The organism is Pseudomonas frederiksbergensis, assembly GCF_003732705.1.
GTDB lineage: Bacteria > Pseudomonadota > Gammaproteobacteria > Pseudomonadales > Pseudomonadaceae > Aquipseudomonas > Aquipseudomonas frederiksbergensis_F.
Genome location: NZ_MOBR01000008.1, coordinates 81,071 through 97,624, shown reverse-complemented (window position 1 = coordinate 97,624; position 16,554 = coordinate 81,071). Strand labels below are relative to the sequence as shown.

General features: G+C 59.5%; 15 protein-coding genes. 8 read left to right on the top strand and 7 right to left on the bottom strand.

From position 1 onward, the window contains the following. Positions 1-39: 39 nt before the first annotated feature. The 3 genes from BK667_RS09535 (at position 40) to gcvH (ending at position 3,312) form a co-directional block, all read left to right on the top strand. The gene (locus BK667_RS09535) at positions 40-1,638 is read left to right on the top strand and encodes an ABC transporter permease (protein WP_123597455.1); all 1,599 of its coding nucleotides are present in this window, start codon (positions 40-42) and stop codon (positions 1,636-1,638) included. 156 nt (positions 1,639-1,794) lie between these two features. Further along, positions 1,795-2,877 carry a glycine cleavage system aminomethyltransferase GcvT gene (gene gcvT / locus BK667_RS09530; protein WP_123509738.1) on the top strand — a complete coding sequence of 361 codons (1,083 nt, stop codon included), beginning with the start codon at positions 1,795-1,797 and terminating at the stop codon, positions 2,875-2,877. Positions 2,878-2,928: 51 nt separating this feature from the next. Continuing rightward, entirely contained in the window at positions 2,929-3,312 is a 384-nt protein-coding gene (gene gcvH / locus BK667_RS09525; RefSeq protein WP_123509739.1) for a glycine cleavage system protein GcvH, read from the top strand. Between the two features lie 115 nt (positions 3,313-3,427). Here the strand turns inward: gcvH and BK667_RS09515 are convergent, their stop codons facing one another. Then, positions 3,428-4,555 (bottom strand): DegT/DnrJ/EryC1/StrS family aminotransferase, encoded by a 1,128-nt coding sequence (locus tag BK667_RS09515; RefSeq protein WP_123597454.1) that lies wholly within the window; start codon positions 4,553-4,555, stop codon positions 3,428-3,430. A gap of 154 nt (positions 4,556-4,709) precedes the next feature. On the opposite strand from BK667_RS09515, the gene gcvP reads away from it, so the two are divergent. After that, positions 4,710-7,583, top strand: coding sequence for an aminomethyl-transferring glycine dehydrogenase (gene gcvP, locus BK667_RS09510; protein WP_123597453.1), 2,874 nt, complete (start codon positions 4,710-4,712; stop codon positions 7,581-7,583). A 162-nt stretch (positions 7,584-7,745) separates the two neighbouring features. On the opposite strand, the gene BK667_RS09505 is transcribed toward gcvP, so the two are convergent. From BK667_RS09505 to BK667_RS09495, 3 genes are all read right to left on the bottom strand, one after another. After that, positions 7,746-8,063 (bottom strand): DUF2388 domain-containing protein, encoded by a 318-nt coding sequence (locus tag BK667_RS09505; protein ID WP_007951791.1) that lies wholly within the window; start codon positions 8,061-8,063, stop codon positions 7,746-7,748. A 69-nt stretch (positions 8,064-8,132) separates the two neighbouring features. Next, positions 8,133-8,582 (bottom strand): NfeD family protein, encoded by a 450-nt coding sequence (locus tag BK667_RS09500; RefSeq protein ID WP_123509742.1) that lies wholly within the window; start codon positions 8,580-8,582, stop codon positions 8,133-8,135. A 10-nt stretch (positions 8,583-8,592) separates the two neighbouring features. After that, the gene (locus BK667_RS09495; RefSeq protein WP_123403982.1) at positions 8,593-9,513 is read right to left on the bottom strand and encodes an SPFH domain-containing protein; all 921 of its coding nucleotides are present in this window, start codon (positions 9,511-9,513) and stop codon (positions 8,593-8,595) included. Positions 9,514-9,684: 171 nt separating this feature from the next. Here BK667_RS09495 and BK667_RS09490 point away from each other — a divergent pair, with 171 nt between their 5' ends. After that, positions 9,685-9,906 carry a hypothetical protein gene (locus tag BK667_RS09490; protein WP_221178474.1) on the top strand — a complete coding sequence of 74 codons (222 nt, stop codon included), beginning with the start codon at positions 9,685-9,687 and terminating at the stop codon, positions 9,904-9,906. A gap of 20 nt (positions 9,907-9,926) precedes the next feature. Beyond that, on the top strand, positions 9,927-10,631 hold the full coding sequence (locus BK667_RS09485; RefSeq protein WP_221178475.1) for an ATPase: 705 nt from the start codon (positions 9,927-9,929) through the stop codon (positions 10,629-10,631). A 10-nt stretch (positions 10,632-10,641) separates the two neighbouring features. On the opposite strand, the gene tfpB is transcribed toward BK667_RS09485, so the two are convergent. Further along, complete coding sequence (tfpB, locus tag BK667_RS09480) at positions 10,642-12,426, bottom strand: type IV pilus assembly ATPase TfpB (protein WP_123509744.1); 1,785 nt, start codon at positions 12,424-12,426, stop codon at positions 10,642-10,644. A 114-nt stretch (positions 12,427-12,540) separates the two neighbouring features. Beyond that, complete coding sequence (locus BK667_RS09475; RefSeq protein ID WP_123597452.1) at positions 12,541-12,879, bottom strand: ACT-like domain-containing protein; 339 nt, start codon at positions 12,877-12,879, stop codon at positions 12,541-12,543. A 126-nt stretch (positions 12,880-13,005) separates the two neighbouring features. On the opposite strand from BK667_RS09475, the gene BK667_RS09470 reads away from it, so the two are divergent. Continuing rightward, positions 13,006-13,476 (top strand): Lrp/AsnC family transcriptional regulator, encoded by a 471-nt coding sequence (locus tag BK667_RS09470; RefSeq protein WP_123509746.1) that lies wholly within the window; start codon positions 13,006-13,008, stop codon positions 13,474-13,476. A gap of 197 nt (positions 13,477-13,673) precedes the next feature. Here BK667_RS09470 and BK667_RS09465 read toward each other — a convergent pair whose 3' ends face one another. Next, on the bottom strand, positions 13,674-15,041 hold the full coding sequence (locus BK667_RS09465; RefSeq protein ID WP_123597451.1) for a CYTH domain-containing protein: 1,368 nt from the start codon (positions 15,039-15,041) through the stop codon (positions 13,674-13,676). A gap of 156 nt (positions 15,042-15,197) precedes the next feature. Here BK667_RS09465 and argE point away from each other — a divergent pair, with 156 nt between their 5' ends. Beyond that, positions 15,198-16,367 carry an acetylornithine deacetylase gene (gene argE / locus BK667_RS09460; protein ID WP_123509748.1) on the top strand — a complete coding sequence of 390 codons (1,170 nt, stop codon included), beginning with the start codon at positions 15,198-15,200 and terminating at the stop codon, positions 16,365-16,367. The last annotated feature ends 187 nt before the right edge of the window (positions 16,368-16,554 follow it).

Below are 16,554 nucleotides of genomic sequence, written 5' to 3'. Positions count from 1 at the left end.
ACGCAGAGCGTGGGCACAATCATTTAACGAGAGTTTTCCTTGGCCCACCCCGCCCAACGCCGCTGGTACCCCCTGGTCTTCGCCATCTCCGCGCTGGTCCTGCTGCCCCTGAGCGTGTTGTTTTTCTCCTGGCAAACCATCGATCAACAAATCTGGTCCCACCTCTGGGACACCCAGATGCCACGCCTGCTGGGCAACACCCTGACGCTGGTGCTCGGCGTCGGTATCGGTGTGACGTTGCTGGGCGTCAGCCTGGCGTGGCTCACCAGCCTCTGCGAATTCCCCGGCCGGCGCTGGCTGGACTGGGCGTTGATGCTGCCGTTCGCCATTCCCGCCTACGTGCTGGCGTTCGTCTTCGTCGGCCTGCTGGATTTCGCCGGCCCCGTGCAAACCCTTATGCGCGAATGGTTCGGCACCGGGCTGCGCTTGCCGCGAGTGCGCTCCACCGGCGGCGTGATCCTCGTGCTGGTGCTGGTGTTCTACCCTTACGTTTATCTGTTGGCGCGCAGCGCTTTCCTGGCCCAAGGCAAAGGCCTGATGGAAGCTGCTCGAGTCCTTGGACAATCCCCGTGGCAAGCGTTCTGGCGCGTGGCGCTGCCCATGGCGCGCCCGGCCATCGGTGCTGGCGTGGCATTGGCGTTGATGGAAACCCTGGCGGATTTCGGTGCGGTGTCGGTGTTCAACTTCGACACCTTCACCACCGCCATCTACAAGACCTGGTACGGCTTTTTCAGCCTCTCGACTGCCGCGCAACTGGCCAGTCTGTTGCTGCTGGTGGTGATGGTCGTGCTGTACGGCGAGCGCCGCGCCCGGGGGGCCAATCGGGCCAGCAACGAGCGGCCACGGGTCAAGGCGCTGTATCACCTGCGCGGCATCAAGGCGTTGGCGGCGATGAGTTGGTGCGGGTTGGTATTCGCCTGCGCGTTCGTCATTCCGATGCTGCAACTGGTGGTGTGGTTCTGGCAGCGCGGGCGCTTCGATCTGGATGAGCGTTACGCCGGATTGATCATCCACACCCTGTACCTGGGCGGCATGGCGGCGCTGATCACCGTCAGCGTTGCCTTGCTGCTGGCGTTTGCCCGACGCCTGGCGCCGACCCGGGTGATCCGCTCCGGCGTCAGTCTGGCCAACCTCGGCTACGCCTTGCCCGGCTCGGTGCTGGCGGTGTCGATCATGCTGGCGTTCAGTTATCTGGATCGCGAACTTGTGGTCCCGCTGTGGGGTAAACCGATACTGCTGGGCAGTCTGTCGGCACTGATCTTGGCTTATCTGGTGCGCTTCATAGCGGTGGCTTACGGTCCGCTGGAAAACAGTCTGGCGCGAATACGGCCTTCTTTGCCCGAAGCAGCACGTAGCCTTGGGGTCAGTGGGCCACGACTGTTTTTCAAAGTGTATCTGCCGCTTTTGCTGCCAGGCACCTTGAGCGCGGCGTTGCTGGTGTTCGTCGATGTGCTCAAGGAAATGCCCGCGACCCTGCTGATGCGCCCGTTTGGCTGGGACACGCTGGCGGTGCGCATCTTTGAAATGACCAGTGAAGGTGAGTGGGCGAGGGCGTCGTTGCCGGCGCTGACCCTGGTTTTGGTCGGGCTATTACCGGTCATCGGATTGATTCGACGTTCGGCGCATCGAAACGCCTAGGTGCCAGTCCTACACCTTGCGGCTACAATGCGCGGCATTCGGTGCGGTCCGTCTGATAGATCAAGTAGCTGAAATCGGCTGAAGGCCTTCTAATTCAAGGCTTTCACCCCGTGCAGTGCTTGTCCGCACCTTCGCCACGCCCGGAAGGAGAAACCCATGGGACAGCGTACGCCTCTGTATGACCTTCATCTCGCCCTCGGCGCGAAGATGGTCGATTTTGGCGGTTGGGATATGCCACTGCATTACGGCTCGCAGGTCGAGGAACACCATCAGGTGCGCCGCGATTGCGGGGTTTTCGATGTATCCCACATGACCGTGATCGATGTCGACGGCCCCCAGGCCAAGGCCTGGCTCCAGCATTTACTGGCCAATGACGTCGAACGCCTGCACAACCCCGGCCGTGCCTTGTACAGCACCATGCTCAACGAGCGCGGCGGCATCGTCGACGACATGCTCGTCTACCGTCTCGAAGACGGCTATCGGCTGGTGGTCAACGCGTCCACCCGGAATCAGGACCTGGCCTGGATGCAGGCTCATCTCGACGGCTTCGATGTGCGACTCAATGAGCGCTCAGAGTTGGCGATGCTGGCCATTCAAGGTCCTCAGGCCCGGCACAAGATCGCCGAACTGGTCACGCAGTCCCGCGGCAACCTCATCCAGATACTCAAACCTTTCGAAGGTCAGTTCGATGGCGACTGGTTTATCGCACGCACCGGTTATACCGGTGAAGATGGCCTGGAAATCGTCTTGCCAGCCGATCAGGCGCCCGGTTTCTTCAACGATCTGGTCGGTGCAGGCATCTCGCCCATCGGTCTTGGCGCCCGGGACACCTTGCGTGTCGAAGCCGGGATGAACCTCTACGGTCAGGACATTCATCAAGATGTCTCACCGCTGGCTTCCAATATGGCCTGGAGCATTGCCTGGGAACCGGCCACTCGCCAGTTCATCGGTCGCACTGCCCTGGACGCCGAACGGGCCGGTGGCGTACAGCACAAACTGGTCGGTCTGGTTCTTGAAGAGCGTGGGGTTTTGCGCGCTCATCAAGTCGTCCGTATCGCCAATGTTGGCGAAGGGGAGATCACCAGTGGTAGTTTCTCTCCTACGCTTAGCAAGTCGATTGCACTGGCGCGCGTGCCGATGGCGACCGCCGACCGCGCAGAAGTGGAAATCCGTGGCAAGTGGTACCCGGTCCGAGTGGTCAAACCGACCTTCGTACGCCATGGCAAAACTTTGATCTAACCCTTTTCTGGCGGGCAACGACCGCTGACATTTTTCTTGAGGACACAGAACATGAGCGATATCCCTGCCGACCTGCGTTTTGCCGAAAGTCACGAATGGGCGCGTCTGGAAGCCGATGGCTCCGTCACCGTGGGCATCAGCGATCACGCTCAGGAAGCCTTGGGCGACGTGGTGTTTGTCGAGCTGACTGAAATCGGCAAAACCTTTGCCGCTGGCGATCAAGCCGGTGTAGTTGAGTCGGTTAAAGCCGCCTCCGACATCTACTCCCCGATTAGCGGTGAAGTGATCGCGATCAACGAAGACCTGAGCGGTTCGCCTGAACTGCTCAACACCGACCCGTACGGTGCCTGGATCTTCAAGATCAAGCCAAGCGACAAAGCTGAGTTGGACAAGCTGCTCGACGCAGCAGGCTACAAAGGCGCTATCGGCGAATAACCCAAGCCTTGCGAAACCCATGTGGGAGCGAGCCTGCTCGCGAAAGCGTTGTGTCAGTCAACATTTATTTCGACTGACACTCCGTTTTCGCGAGCAGGCTCGCTCCCACAGGTTTTTATGATTTTAGAACGGACTTCACTGCGGCCACCGACCGCTCGACATCCGCCTTGCTCATGGTGGTAAACATCGGCAACGAAACAATCAGGCGACCGACCCGTTCGGCCACCGGGAACATCCCCTCTTTGAAGCCGCGTTCGCGGTAAAGACTCAGCAAGTGAATCGGCGGGTAGTGATAACCGATGCCGACACCCAGTGCCTGCATCTGCTCCATGAACATCGCCCGTGGCTTACGCTCCGGCAATACCAACTGAAACAAATGCCAGTTGCTGTTCACGAAATCCGCCGGCGGCAGTTGCGCCCCGTACTGCGCTTCGAAATCGTCACCAAAACATGCGAAATAATGCCGCGCCAGCTCACGACGATGAGCCGTGATGGCCTCGATATGCGCGAATTGCCCCAAACCAATGGCCGCCGCGACATCCGTCATGTTGAACTTGCCGCCCAGCACATCCACGTCCAGACCATCGAAGCCAGTGCGGGTAACGCCTTGCAAACGGTACTTCTCCGCCAGTCGTACCTCTTCAGGCGTGTTCAGCACCAGGCAACCGCCCTCTGAGGACGTGACGTTCTTGTTGGCCTGAAAACTGAACGACACGAAATCACCGGTGGCGCCGATGCGTTGGCCGTTCCAGCTCGAACCCAAGGCTTGCGCGGCGTCTTCGACAATCCGCAGTCCGTGTTTTTTGGCGATGGCATATAGGCGATTCATGTCCACCGGCAAACCGGCGAGGTACACCGGGATGATTGCCTTGGTGCGCGGGGTGATCGCCGCTTCCAGTTGATCCAGGTCGATGTTGCGGGTGACCGGGTCGATGTCGGCAAACACGGGCGTGGCGCCGACTTCCAGAATCACGTTGGCGGTGGCGACCCAGGAAATCGGTGTGGTGATCACTTCATCGCCCGGCCCGATGCCGGCAATGCGCAGGGCGATTTCCATGGTGCAGGTGCCGGAGTTGAAGGTGCGCACCGGGCGCCCGCCAAAGAACTCTGACAGTTGCGCCTCAAAGGTCTGGACCTTGGGGCCACTGGTGATCCAGCCCGAACGCAGCACGTCGCCGACCGCTGCAATCGTGGCCTCATCGATGACGGGTTTGGAAAACGGCAGAAATGGCAGTTGGCTCATAAATAATAGACACCCGATAGCGGACGTTAAGTAGACGCCGAACATGATGATCGGGATTGAGCGAAGGCGCCACGCCATCCGCTCGGGTATCGGCTGCTATGCTGGTTTGACCGTGTTGCATCGACGTTGAGCGCCAGTCAAGAGAGAGCCCGTCATGTCCCAGTTGCCGTCCTTGAGCCAGTTACGCGATCCGAATGCCTTCCTGCGCCGCCACCTGGGGCCCGATGCCGCCGAGCAGCAGGCGATGCTCGACAGCCTTGGTCTTGGCATTCGGGTCGAGTTGATCGAGCATACCGTGCCGCCAGGTATTCGCCTTAACCGGGAACTGGACTTGCCGCCGGCCCTCGATGAAGAAGCCGCGCTGGCCAAACTGCGCGGCTATGCCGAACAGAATCAGGTCTGGACCAGCCTGATCGGCATGGGTTACCACGGCACCCTCACGCCGACGGTCATCCTGCGCAATGTGCTGGAAAATCCCGGTTGGTACACCGCGTACACGCCTTATCAGCCGGAGATTGCCCAGGGCCGGCTCGAAGCGCTGCTCAATTTCCAGCAACTGACCATCGACCTCACGGGTCTGGAACTGGCCAACGCCTCGCTGCTGGACGAAGCCACCGCTGCGGCGGAAGCCATGGCCCTGGCCAAGCGAGTCGCCAAGTCCAAGAGCAACCTGTTTTTCGTCGATCAGAACTGCCACCCGCAAACCATTTCCGTGGTCCAGACCCGTGCCGAAGGCTTCGGTTTCGAGTTGATCATCGACACTGTGGATAACTTGAAGCAGCACCAGGTATTCGGTGCGTTGCTGCAGTACCCCGACACCCACGGCGAGATTCGCGATCTGCGGCCGTTGATCGATCATCTGCATGCCCAGCAAGCCCTGGCCTGTGTCGCGGCCGATCTGCTGAGCCTGTTGTTGCTGACGCCGCCGGGGGAACTCGGTGCCGATGTGGTATTCGGGTCGTCCCAGCGCTTTGGCGTGCCCATGGGTTATGGCGGACCCCATGCGGCATTTTTCGCCAGTCGCGATGAGTACAAGCGGGCGATTCCCGGACGGATCATCGGCGTATCGAAAGATGCCCGTGGCAACGTTGCCTTGCGCATGGCCCTGCAAACCCGCGAGCAACACATCCGCCGGGAGAAGGCCAATTCGAACATCTGCACCGCCCAGGTGCTGCTGGCCAATATCGCCAGTTTCTATGCGGTCTATCACGGCCCGGAAGGGCTGAAACGCATTGCCCAGCGTGTGCATCGGTTGACGTGCATCCTCGCCGCCGGCCTTGAGCGTCATGGCATTACCCGCCTCAACAAACAGTTTTTCGACACCCTGACCCTGGAAGTCGGTGGCGCGCAAACGGCGATTATCGAAAGCGCCCGGGCCGCGCAGATCAATTTGCGCATTCTCGGACGCGGGCAATTGGGTCTGAGTCTGGATGAAACCTGTGATGAAACCACCGTGGCGAAGCTGTTCGATGTTTTCCTCGGCGCCGATCATGGGCTTAACGTCGACGAACTGGACGCTGAAACCCTGGTTTCCGGCATTCCTGACGGGTTACTGCGCAGCACTCCTTATCTGGGTCACCCGGTGTTCAGCGCCCATCACAGCGAAACCGAGATGCTGCGCTACCTCAAGCAACTTGAGAACAAAGACCTGGCGCTGAATCAGTCGATGATCCCGCTGGGCTCTTGCACCATGAAGCTCAACGCTACCAGCGAGATGATCCCCATCACTTGGCCGCAATTCGCCAACCTGCACCCGTTTGTGCCGAAAGAGCAGGCCGTCGGTTATGCGCTGATGATCGAGGAACTGGAGCGCTGGCTGTGTGCGATTACCGGTTTTGATGCGATCTGCATGCAGCCCAACTCCGGTGCCCAGGGTGAATACGCAGGGTTGCTGGCGATCCGCAAATACCACGAAAGCCGCCACGAAGGTGCCCGGGATATTTGTCTGATTCCATCCTCGGCCCACGGCACCAATCCGGCCTCGGCGCAAATGGCCGGCATGCGCGTGGTGATCGTCGAGTGTGATGAGGCGGGCAACGTCGATCTGGAAGACCTGAAGGACAAAGCCTCGGCGGCGGGGGACAAACTCGCTTGCCTGATGGCGACGTATCCTTCGACCCACGGTGTGTACGAGGAAGGCATCAGCGAAATCTGTGAAGTTATCCACAGCCACGGCGGCCAGGTCTACATGGATGGCGCCAACCTCAACGCTCAGGTTGGCTTGGCGCGACCGGCCGATATTGGCGCCGACGTGTCCCACATGAACCTGCACAAAACCTTCTGCATTCCCCACGGTGGCGGCGGGCCGGGCATGGGGCCGATTGGCGTGCGGGCGCACCTGGCGCCGTTCGTGGCCAATCACCCGGTGGTGCCGATCGACGGCCCGCAGCCGCAGAACGGGGCGGTCAGCGCTGCGCCTTGGGGCAGCGCGAGCATTTTGCCGATCAGCTGGATGTACATCGCCATGATGGGGCCGCAATTGGCGGATGCCAGTGAGGTGGCGATTCTGGCGGCGAATTACCTGGCGCAGCATTTGTCCGGCGCCTTCCCGGTGCTCTACACCGGGCGTAACGAGCGGGTGGCCCACGAATGCATCCTCGATCTGCGGCCACTCAAGGTGCTGACCGGGATCAGCGAAGAAGACGTGGCCAAGCGCCTGATGGATTACGGCTTCCATGCTCCGACCATGTCCTTTCCGGTGCCGGGGACGCTGATGGTCGAACCGACCGAGAGCGAATCCAAGGCTGAGCTGGACCGTTTTATCGGCGCAATGCTCAGCATCCGCGCCGAAATCACCGAGGTGCAAAACGGTAATTGGGACCCGGAAGACAATCCGCTGAAACGCGCGCCGCATACCCTGGCCGACATCACCGGAGTGTGGGAGCGGCCTTACAGCATCGAGCAAGCCGTGACGCCGGATGCGCACACCAAGGCCCACAAATATTGGCCGGCGGTGAACCGGGTGGATAACGTCTACGGCGACCGCAACCTGTTTTGCGCGTGTGTGCCGGTAGACGATTACCGCTGACAACCCCCGTACCTGTAGGAGCGAGGCTTGCCCGCGAAAGCGATTTAACCTTCAACATTTATATCGACTGACTCACTGCTTTCGCGGGCAAGCCTCGCTCCTACAGATAATGCGGGCGAAAAAATGCCGCTCATATGAGCGGCATTTTTACAGCTGTAAGGCTTATTCCGAAGCGACGGCGTTCTTCGCCAGGATCGCATTCGCCAGTTCCATGTCCGTGGCTTGCAGGCCCGGATTGTCAGCGCGGACTTTCTGCATGGCGGCTTCCAGGTAAGGGCCGCGGATGCCGCCGTCACTGGCGACGAAACTACCGGCATCGTCCTGGGCCGCAACGATCAGTTTGTGATCCTTGAACGTCAGGTAGGTCGAACCGGTGGTTGCGCCGGAGGAAATGACGTTACGCCAAAAGCTGTCGGCCATTGCTGAACCAACGGGGAGAGACAGCAAGGCAAGGGTAGCGACAGCAAGTTTGAGACGCATAGGGGTGACTCCACTGGGGGTTAACTACGGGCTTTGATCGTCATTTACCCAATCGAGTTCCATGACTGCTCAGTCAGCCGGTTCTACCAGCAGAATCGCCCCTTGCTGACTGACCACCCGAACACGGCTACCCAGCGCAGCGTCTGGCCCGCGAGCCATCCATACACCATCGGCCACTTTGATCTTGCCGCGACCGTCGACAATTGCCTCATGGACCACAAAGGTTTTGCCGATCAGTTCCTGGCCGCGCAAATTAAGGTTGGGCTGATCGCTTTCTCTCACGGCACTGCGCTGGCGTCGCCACCAGTACAGCGCAGTGGCGATTGAAAGCAGGCCAAACAGCAGGAATTGCATCTCCCAGGACAGGCTGGGCAGCACGAAGGTCAACACGCCAACCGCTGCCGCGGCCATGCCGATCCACAGCAAATAACCGCCGGCGCCGAACACTTCCAGAATCAGCAGCACCGTGCCGAAGGCCAGCCAGTCCCAAAACGACAAATGTTGCAGGAATGCCCACATGGCGCGCGCCTCAGGCTTTCTTGTTGTCGAACGTGGCCTTGACGATTTCGCCGATGCCGCCGACAGCGCCGATCATCGAACTGGCCTCAAGCGGCATCAGGATCACTTTGCTGTTGTTGGCCGAGGCCAGTTTGCCCAAGGCATCGATGTACTTCTGCGCAACAAAGTAGTTCACCGCCTGCACGTTGCCGCCGGCAATGGCTTCGGACACTACCTGAGTCGCCTTGGCTTCGGCTTCGGCCTGACGTTCCCGGGCTTCGGACTCAAGGAAAGCAGCCTGACGACCGCCCTCGGCTTCGAGGATCTGCGCCTGCTTCTTGCCTTCGGCGGTGAGGATGGCGGCGGCGCGCAGGCCTTCGGCTTCGAGGATTTGCGCGCGCTTGATCCGTTCGGCTTTCATCTGGCCGGACATGGCGGCCATCAGGTCCGCTGGCGGGCTGATGTCCTTGATTTCGATCCGGGTGATCTTGATGCCCCACGGCGCCGTGGCTTCATCGACGGTGCGCAGCAGTTTTTCATTGATGTTGTCGCGCTGGCTGAGCATCGCGTCCAGCTCCATGGAGCCGAGCACGGTACGGATATTGGTTTGCAACAGGTTGCGCACGGCGTGTTCGAGGTTGTTCACCTCATAGGCAGCCTGGGCGGTGTTGACCACCTGGAAGAAACACACCGCATCGATCTGCACCGTGGCGTTATCGGCGGTGATGACTTCCTGGGGCGGAATATCCAGCACGCTTTCCATCACGTTGATCTTGCGACCAATGCGGTCCATCACTGGAATGATGATGTTCAGTCCCGGCTTGAGGGTGTTGGTGTAACGCCCGAAACGCTCGACCGTCCACTGGTAGCCTTGGGGCACAACCTTGAAACCCATGAACAGAATGGCGACGACCAGGCCGACGAAGAGTAAAAGCACACTACCGATCTGCATAACGATTCCCTGTTGAGGTGTGGATCAATGAGTTGGCGATGGTCCGAAGTGTAAGGCAAAAGACTTGTAGGATTGTGTTTGGTCAAATTCAACTACCGCAAAATGTAACCATGTCTGGCAAACCGTTGAGCGTATCGGCTATTTTGAATGCCTGATTGAGGAAGCATGATCATGCAAGAGAAAACGCTGAGCTATCTGGAGTCGCATATACCTGAAATGGCGGCATCTGCCGTTACCCAGGCATATTGGCAAGCACTGGCTTCTGGCAATACGGTGCTGGAAAGTCAAAATGGTGCGCTTTATGAGATTTCTCCAGACGGAACACGGAAAAAGCTGAAGAACATTGCGGCTCCGACCACGGTCGTGCGTGGCGAAAAGCGACGCCTGAAATGACAGCTGTACCCAGGATGCGCATGTTCGCCGGTCCAAATGGTTCTGGTAAAAGCACAATCAAGTCGGTTATCGGTCCAGAACTTTTGGGTATCTATATCAATCCGGATGAGGTTGAGAAAGACATTCGGGATACCGGTTTTCTTGATTTGAAAGAATATGGTGTAAACGGGACTGGCCAAGCGCTGCTGGAATTTTTCGGGCGATCGACGTTGCTGAAGAAGGCAGACTTGGTGACGGAATCTCAACGGGTTCGGCTAAATGACGATGTCTTGGACTTTTCCGGGATTTTGGTCAACTCCTACTATGCCTCGGTGATATCGGACTTTTTACGCCACAAGCTTTTGGACATTGGGGCGTCGTTTACTTTCGAAACTGTCATGTCGTCCCCCGATAAAGTGGCGCTGTTGCGTACAGCTCAAGAAAAGGGGTTCCGAACCTATCTCTATTTTGTGGCAACAGATGACCCCCTCATCAATATTTCCCGAGTGCAGAACAGGGTCCGTCTTGGTGGTCATCCAGTGCCAGAAGATAAGATTGTGAGTCGTTACGCCCGCTCTCTCGATCTTCTTCTTGATGCCATTCGCTACAGCGATCGCGCCTACATCTTCGATAACTCCAGCCACGAAAGTATCTGGTTGGCGGAAGTCACCAATGGCGAGGATCTGGAGCTGAGAACGGAGCAGATCCCAGCCTGGTTCAAGTCAGCAATCTGGGACAAGCTCTGAGTCAACCCGACTACTTCTGCTCACTCTGCGGCGTCACCCGCAACACCTCCTCAATCGTCGTCAATCCCGCCGCGACCTTCTGCGCCCCCGACAGCCGCAAGCTGCGCATGCCTTCCTTGAACGCCTGACGCCGAATCGCCAGCAAATCGGTATCGGGGGTGATCAGCGCCTTGACGCTGTCGGTCAGTTGCATGATTTCGTAGACCCCGGCGCGGCCGCGGTAGCCGGTGTCGCGGCATTCCAGGCAGCCGATGGCGCGGTGGGCGTTGTTCGGTAGCGGTGCTTGCCAGGGCCGGGTCAGGGTTTGCCAGTCTTCTTCGCCGAGGGTCAGCGGCGCCTTGCAGTGTGGGCACAAGGTGCGGACCAGGCGCTGGGCCATGACCCCGAGCACCGTGGCTTTGATCAGGTAATGCGGCACGCCGAGTTCCAGCAGGCGGCTGATGGCGCTTGGTGCGTCGTTGGTGTGCAGGGTTGAAAGCACCAAGTGACCGGTGAGCGCTGCCTGGATCGCCATTTCGGCGGTTTCGAGGTCGCGGATCTCGCCGATCATGATGATGTCCGGATCCTGCCGCATCAGCGCCCGCACGCCGGCGGCGAAGGTCAGGTCGATGTTGTGCTGGACCTGCATTTGGTTGAAGGCCGGCTCGACCATTTCGATCGGGTCCTCGATGGTGCAGAGGTTGACCTCCGGCGTCGCCAGTTTTTTCAATGTTGTATAGAGCGTGGTGGTCTTGCCCGAACCGGTCGGTCCGGTCACCAGGATGATGCCGTTGGGCTGGCGGGTCATGTCTTGCCAGCGGCGCAGGTCATCGGTGGAGAAACCCAACTGATCGAAGTCCTTGAGCAGCACTTCCGGGTCGAAGATCCGCATGACCATTTTTTCGCCGAATGCCGTGGGCAGCGTCGAGAGCCGCAGTTCGACTTCACCGCCGTCCGGGGTCTTGGTCTTGACCCGGCCGTCCTGGGGTTTGCGTTTTTCGGCGACGTTCATTCGGCCCAGGCTTTTCAGGCGGCTGACGATAGCCATGGTCACCTGGGGCGGGAATTGATAAACATTGTGCAGCACGCCATCGATGCGAAACCGCACCGTGCCTTGCTCGCGGCGCGGCTCGATGTGGATATCACTGGCCCGCTGCTGGAACGCGTACTGGAACAGCCAGTCGACGATGTTGACGATGTGCGCGTCGTTGGCGTCCGGTTCCTGGTCGCTGGCGCCGAGGTTGAGCAGTTGTTCGAAGTTGCCCAGGGAGCTGGTCTGCTGATCGGCGTTGGTGGCACCGGTGACCGATTTGGCCAGTCGGAAAAACTCCACGCTGAAGCGCTGGATATCCGCCGGGTTGGCCACCACGCGTTTGATCGGCAGCTTCAAGACGTGGGTCAGGTCAGCTTCCCAGCCCGTGACGTAGGGCTGGGCGCTGGCCACGGTCACGGCATCGCGGTCGATGGAAACGGCGAGAATCTTGTGGCGTTGGGCGAAGGCGTAGGACATCAGCGGCGTAATGGCCGCGACGTTGATCTTCAGCGGGTCGATGCGCAGATAAGGCTGACCGGCCTGTTGCGACAGCCACAGGGTCAGGCTTTCCAAGTCGAGGTGTTTGCCGGGACGGCTGAGGTCATCCAGGTGTTGGCTGGCAATAAACTCCAACGGGTGCAACTGGCCATTGGCGGCGTGCCGGCGTCGGGCATTGAGCGCGAGTTCGGCCGAATCCTGGTTGATAAAGCCTTGGGCGACCAGTTCTCGCAGCAAATCATTGAGATCCAGCCAGCGGTCCTGAGTGGCAAGTTGAACGGACATGCGGGTTCCTTTTGAACAATCCTGCAAACAGCGATCTAGACCGCAGTGTGCAAAGGATAGTCGCGGACCCGCTTACCGTTGGGCCACTACCCGACGAAGCCGTTTCCAGTTCTTTCAGCCGGCCGCTTGGGCCTGCTCATCCCACGCCGCATCGGCACTCTGCAGGTTGACCGAGCAGACGCTGATCAGGTTACGAAGTTTTTCCGCGATCACTTCGGCGCGGTGCCAACTCAGCCCGTCGATCACGATGTCGATCGACAGCAGGTCGTCCATGCGCTGCGCGTTGACCTGTTCCGGAGTCAGAAACTGCAAGGCGAACAGGTTGAGTGCGCGGCACAGCAAATCCGGTTCGGCCTCGGCCAGCAGTTGGTATTGAACGCGGCAGTGGGCGTTGCTGGCGTTCCAGACATCGGCGCGGGTCGGTGGGGTGTTCACGGCTTCTAGATGCGGCATGCTCAGTCTCCAAAATCACTGGAGGAATTTTTACATTCGGTGCCGGGCATTTCTTGGCTATGATCGGGCGTAATGCGGATTTATCGAATCGTTTGATTCAACAAGCTATCAATAGAAGGTTTTTTTATGCACGCCGAGCTGGATGGCTACGACCGCAAGATTCTCGCGTTGCTGCAAGAGGACGCTTCGCTTTCCAGCGCGCAGATTGCCGAACAGGTCGGGCTGTCGCAGTCGCCGTGCTGGCGGCGGATTCAGCGGATGAAGGAGGAGGGGATCATTCGCGCACAGGTGACGTTGCTGGATCGCAAGAAAATCGGCCTGAACACGCAGATCTTCGCCGAAATCAAACTCAACGCCCACGGTCGTTCCAACTTCACGGAATTCACCGAGGCGATTCGCGGCTTTCCCGAAGTGCTGGAGTGTTATGTGCTGATGGGGTCGGTGGATTTCTTGTTGCGGATCGTCACGGCGGACATCGAGGCGTATGAGCGCTTCTTTTTTGAGAAGCTGTCGATGGTGCCGGGGATTCAGGAAGTGAACTCGATTGTGGCGTTGTCGGAGATCAAGTCGACGACGAGTTTGCCTGTGTTGCGGTAAAGCATGATCGTTCCCACGCTCCGCGTGGGAATGCAGCCGGTGACGCTCCGCGTCACCTGGACGCAGAGCGTCCCTTGAGGCATTCCCACGCAGAGCGTGGGAACGATCATGTGGACGCGTTGAGGCAGAGATAACGCGTTGGCTGATTGACGACTGCTTCGCAGCCGAACGGGGGCAAGCCCCCTCGCCACAGGGTGTTACATACGCAGCAACATTTTCCAGGCACGATTCTGATACACGGCAATCGCCTGCTGTTTACGCGCGTCCAGAGCTTCGTCGGTGATCGGCTCGTTGGCCAGTTGCGCCAGTTTGTTCAGCTCGCCGTACAGACGATCCATTTCCGGGATGTCCAGCACGCCACGGGCGTGGTGCATCCAGGCCTGGATGCGCTCGATGCGCGGCAGTTGCTCGGCCAGGTCTTCCGGCTGTTGTTGGTAGCGTTGCAATTGCAGGGACGTGGCTTCTTCACCCAGCAAGCGCGGCAGCCAGTTGGCCAATTGCGCAGCGCCCTGGCGATTGCCGCGTACATTGCGGTCGGCCGCCCAGGTGCGAGCCAGCAACCAGCGCGAAGTGTTCAGGGAGAACAAGCCCCAACGCGGGTCTTCCAATTCTTCGAGGAACTGCTCCGGCGCCGCTTTGCGCACGTCTTCGTCGTCCAGACCAGCCTGAACCAGCGGACGCCAGTCTTCCAGCAAGGCGTCCAGCGCCACGCGCAGGTCGTGAGTCGACTGACGCGGTGCGGCTTGACCAAGGCTGCTCAGCAGCGCTCGCAATTCACCGAGGTTTTCGACCCAGTCCTGCAACAAGCGCCAGTGACCATTGAAGCGATATTGCTCAGCCAGACGCTGGCTGCTGCCCAGCAAGTGCCAGCTCAGCGCGGCGAACGCATCGTCCAGCGGCATTTCGGCGGTGATTTTTGGCGCCGGCAGGCTCAGCGAGTAGCTGTTGGCGTCGTACAACCGATAGCCGCGCTCAGCCTTGCTGATGTCACATGGCATCAGGGCCAGGGTCGCGGCCAGTTCAGCAGCCAGTTCCAGCAGCGCGGCAGGTTCGCCTTCGCGCAGTTCGAGTTCCAGCTCGCAGATTTCTTCTTTCTGCTTGCCGACCACCACGTGGCCGAAGTCCAGCGCCGCTTCGATGACCACTTTGGTCTTGCCACGGCCCCAGGCAATTTCTGCGCGTTCGCGAACGAAATCGGTGGTGAAGATGGCTTTAAGGGTTTTCTTGTCCAGCTCGGCCAGCTCTTCAGGCCAGCATTCGCCGTCGAGTTTCTTCACGTCGAGCTTGGCTTTGGGCAGGTTCCAGTCGTATTCGTTACGCTCGGACAGACCGGCAACACTCTGGCCGCGGGTCTTGAGGGTCTGAATCACTTCTTCGCCATCGCGGCGCAGGCGCAGGGCAACCTTGGCGCGGGCCAGGTCGCGCTCAGGCGTGTCGAAGTACTGGTTCATCAACTCACGGCGTTCCCAGCCACTTTTGTTGCGTTTTTTCAGTAGCGGGTGCTCGCGCAGAGCAGCGAGGGTTTCGCGGCTGACGCGGAGTTTGATTTCGGTTTCTTTCTGCATGGCCGGAAAATCCAGGATCGGGAGCGCAGCCGGGGGAATGTGTGGCTGCCAAGGTCGTGCAGTGTACAGGAGTGAACGTTCCTAAGTGCCGCGGCGGTTTATTCCTGTCACCGGATGGTTCTATGATGGATCTCAATTCGGGAGTTGGAGTCAGCGATGCCTTTGCCGTCCATGAAAGATCAGTTCGCTGCGCTGATCGCTGCGCCATCCGTCAGTTGTACCCAGCCGAGCCTGGACCAGACCAACCGGCCGGTGATCGATTTGCTGGCGACCTGGCTTGGTGATCTGGGTTTTGCCTGCGATATCCAACAGGTCAGCCCCGGCAAATTCAATCTGCTCGCCAGTTTCGGCTCCGGCCCCGGCGGCCTGGTGCTGGCCGGACACAGCGACACCGTGCCGTTCGATGGTGCGTTGTGGCAGACCGATCCTTTGAAGCTGACGGAAGTCGATGGCCGCTGGGTCGGCCTGGGCAGTTGCGACATGAAGGGCTTTTTCGCCCTGGCCATCGAAGCGGTGATCCCGCTGCTCGACCAACCGTTCAAACAACCGTTGCTGATCCTCGCCACCTGCGATGAAGAAAGCTCGATGTCCGGGGCCCGCGCCTTGGCCGAAGCCGGGCGTCCGCTGGGTCGGGCGGCGGTGATCGGTGAGCCGACCGGGCTCAAGCCGATCCGCATGCACAAAGGCATCATGATGGAGCGCATCGACATCCTCGGTCAGAGCGGTCATTCCTCGGACCCGCGCCTGGGCCACAGCGCCCTCGAAGCCATGCACGACGCCATCGGCGAACTGCGTGGCTTGCGTCTTTTGTGGCAGCGCGAATTTCGCAATCCACAGTTTGGCGTGCCAACACCGACGATGAATTTCGGCTGCATCCATGGCGGCGACAATCCCAACCGCATCTGCGGCCAGTGTTCGCTGGAATTCGACCTGCGACCGCTGCCGGGCATGGACCCTAAAGTCCTGCGTGCGGAAATTCTGGCGCGGCTCAAACCGGTTGCCGAACGGCATCAGGTGAAGATCGATTACGCGCCGTTGTTCCCCGAAGTACCGCCATTCGAGCAGGCCGAGGACGCGGAATTGGTCCGGGTCGCGGAAAAGCTCACCGGCCATCGCGCCGAAGCAGTGGCATTCGGCACCGAAGCGCCTTATCTTCAGCGCCTTGGCTGCGAAACACTGGTGCTCGGCCCGGGCGACATTGCCTGCGCGCACCAACCGGGGGAATACCTCGAAATGTCACGTTTGCAGCCTACCGTGCATCTATTACGTCAATTGATTGAACATTACTGCCTGACGCCGGCCCAAACGCCTACGTTGGCCAATTGAACGCAACACCTGTAGGAGCAAAGCTTGCTCGCGATGGCGGCATTACATCCAACATCTCAGTTGGCGGGTACACCGCTATCGCGAGCAAGCTTTGCTCCTACAGAAAAATATAAATTACCGGTGTCCCAACCCGTATTCATGAGGAGAGCTCGCGTGTCGCCAAGCCTGTTCCGACGATAACCACCAG

Bases quoted from the DNA above. Each gene is read 5' to 3' on its own strand.
- gcvT (WP_123509738.1), top strand. From the start codon at position 1,795: ATGGGACAGCGTACGCCTCTGTATGACCTTCATCTCGCCCTCGGCGCG.
- gcvH (WP_123509739.1), top strand. From the start codon at position 2,929: ATGAGCGATATCCCTGCCGACCTGCGTTTTGCCGAAAGTCACGAATGG.
- BK667_RS09515 (WP_123597454.1), bottom strand. From the start codon at position 4,555: ATGAGCCAACTGCCATTTCTGCCGTTTTCCAAACCCGTCATCGATGAG.
- gcvP (WP_123597453.1), top strand. From the start codon at position 4,710: ATGTCCCAGTTGCCGTCCTTGAGCCAGTTACGCGATCCGAATGCCTTC.
- BK667_RS09505 (WP_007951791.1), bottom strand. From the start codon at position 8,063: ATGCGTCTCAAACTTGCTGTCGCTACCCTTGCCTTGCTGTCTCTCCCC.
- BK667_RS09500 (WP_123509742.1), bottom strand. From the start codon at position 8,582: ATGTGGGCATTCCTGCAACATTTGTCGTTTTGGGACTGGCTGGCCTTC.
- BK667_RS09495 (WP_123403982.1), bottom strand. From the start codon at position 9,513: ATGCAGATCGGTAGTGTGCTTTTACTCTTCGTCGGCCTGGTCGTCGCC.
- BK667_RS09490 (WP_221178474.1), top strand. From the start codon at position 9,685: ATGCAAGAGAAAACGCTGAGCTATCTGGAGTCGCATATACCTGAAATG.
- BK667_RS09485 (WP_221178475.1), top strand. From the start codon at position 9,927: ATGTTCGCCGGTCCAAATGGTTCTGGTAAAAGCACAATCAAGTCGGTT.
- tfpB (WP_123509744.1), bottom strand. From the start codon at position 12,426: ATGTCCGTTCAACTTGCCACTCAGGACCGCTGGCTGGATCTCAATGAT.
- BK667_RS09475 (WP_123597452.1), bottom strand. From the start codon at position 12,879: ATGCCGCATCTAGAAGCCGTGAACACCCCACCGACCCGCGCCGATGTC.
- BK667_RS09470 (WP_123509746.1), top strand. From the start codon at position 13,006: ATGCACGCCGAGCTGGATGGCTACGACCGCAAGATTCTCGCGTTGCTG.
- BK667_RS09465 (WP_123597451.1), bottom strand. From the start codon at position 15,041: ATGCAGAAAGAAACCGAAATCAAACTCCGCGTCAGCCGCGAAACCCTC.
- argE (WP_123509748.1), top strand. From the start codon at position 15,198: ATGCCTTTGCCGTCCATGAAAGATCAGTTCGCTGCGCTGATCGCTGCG.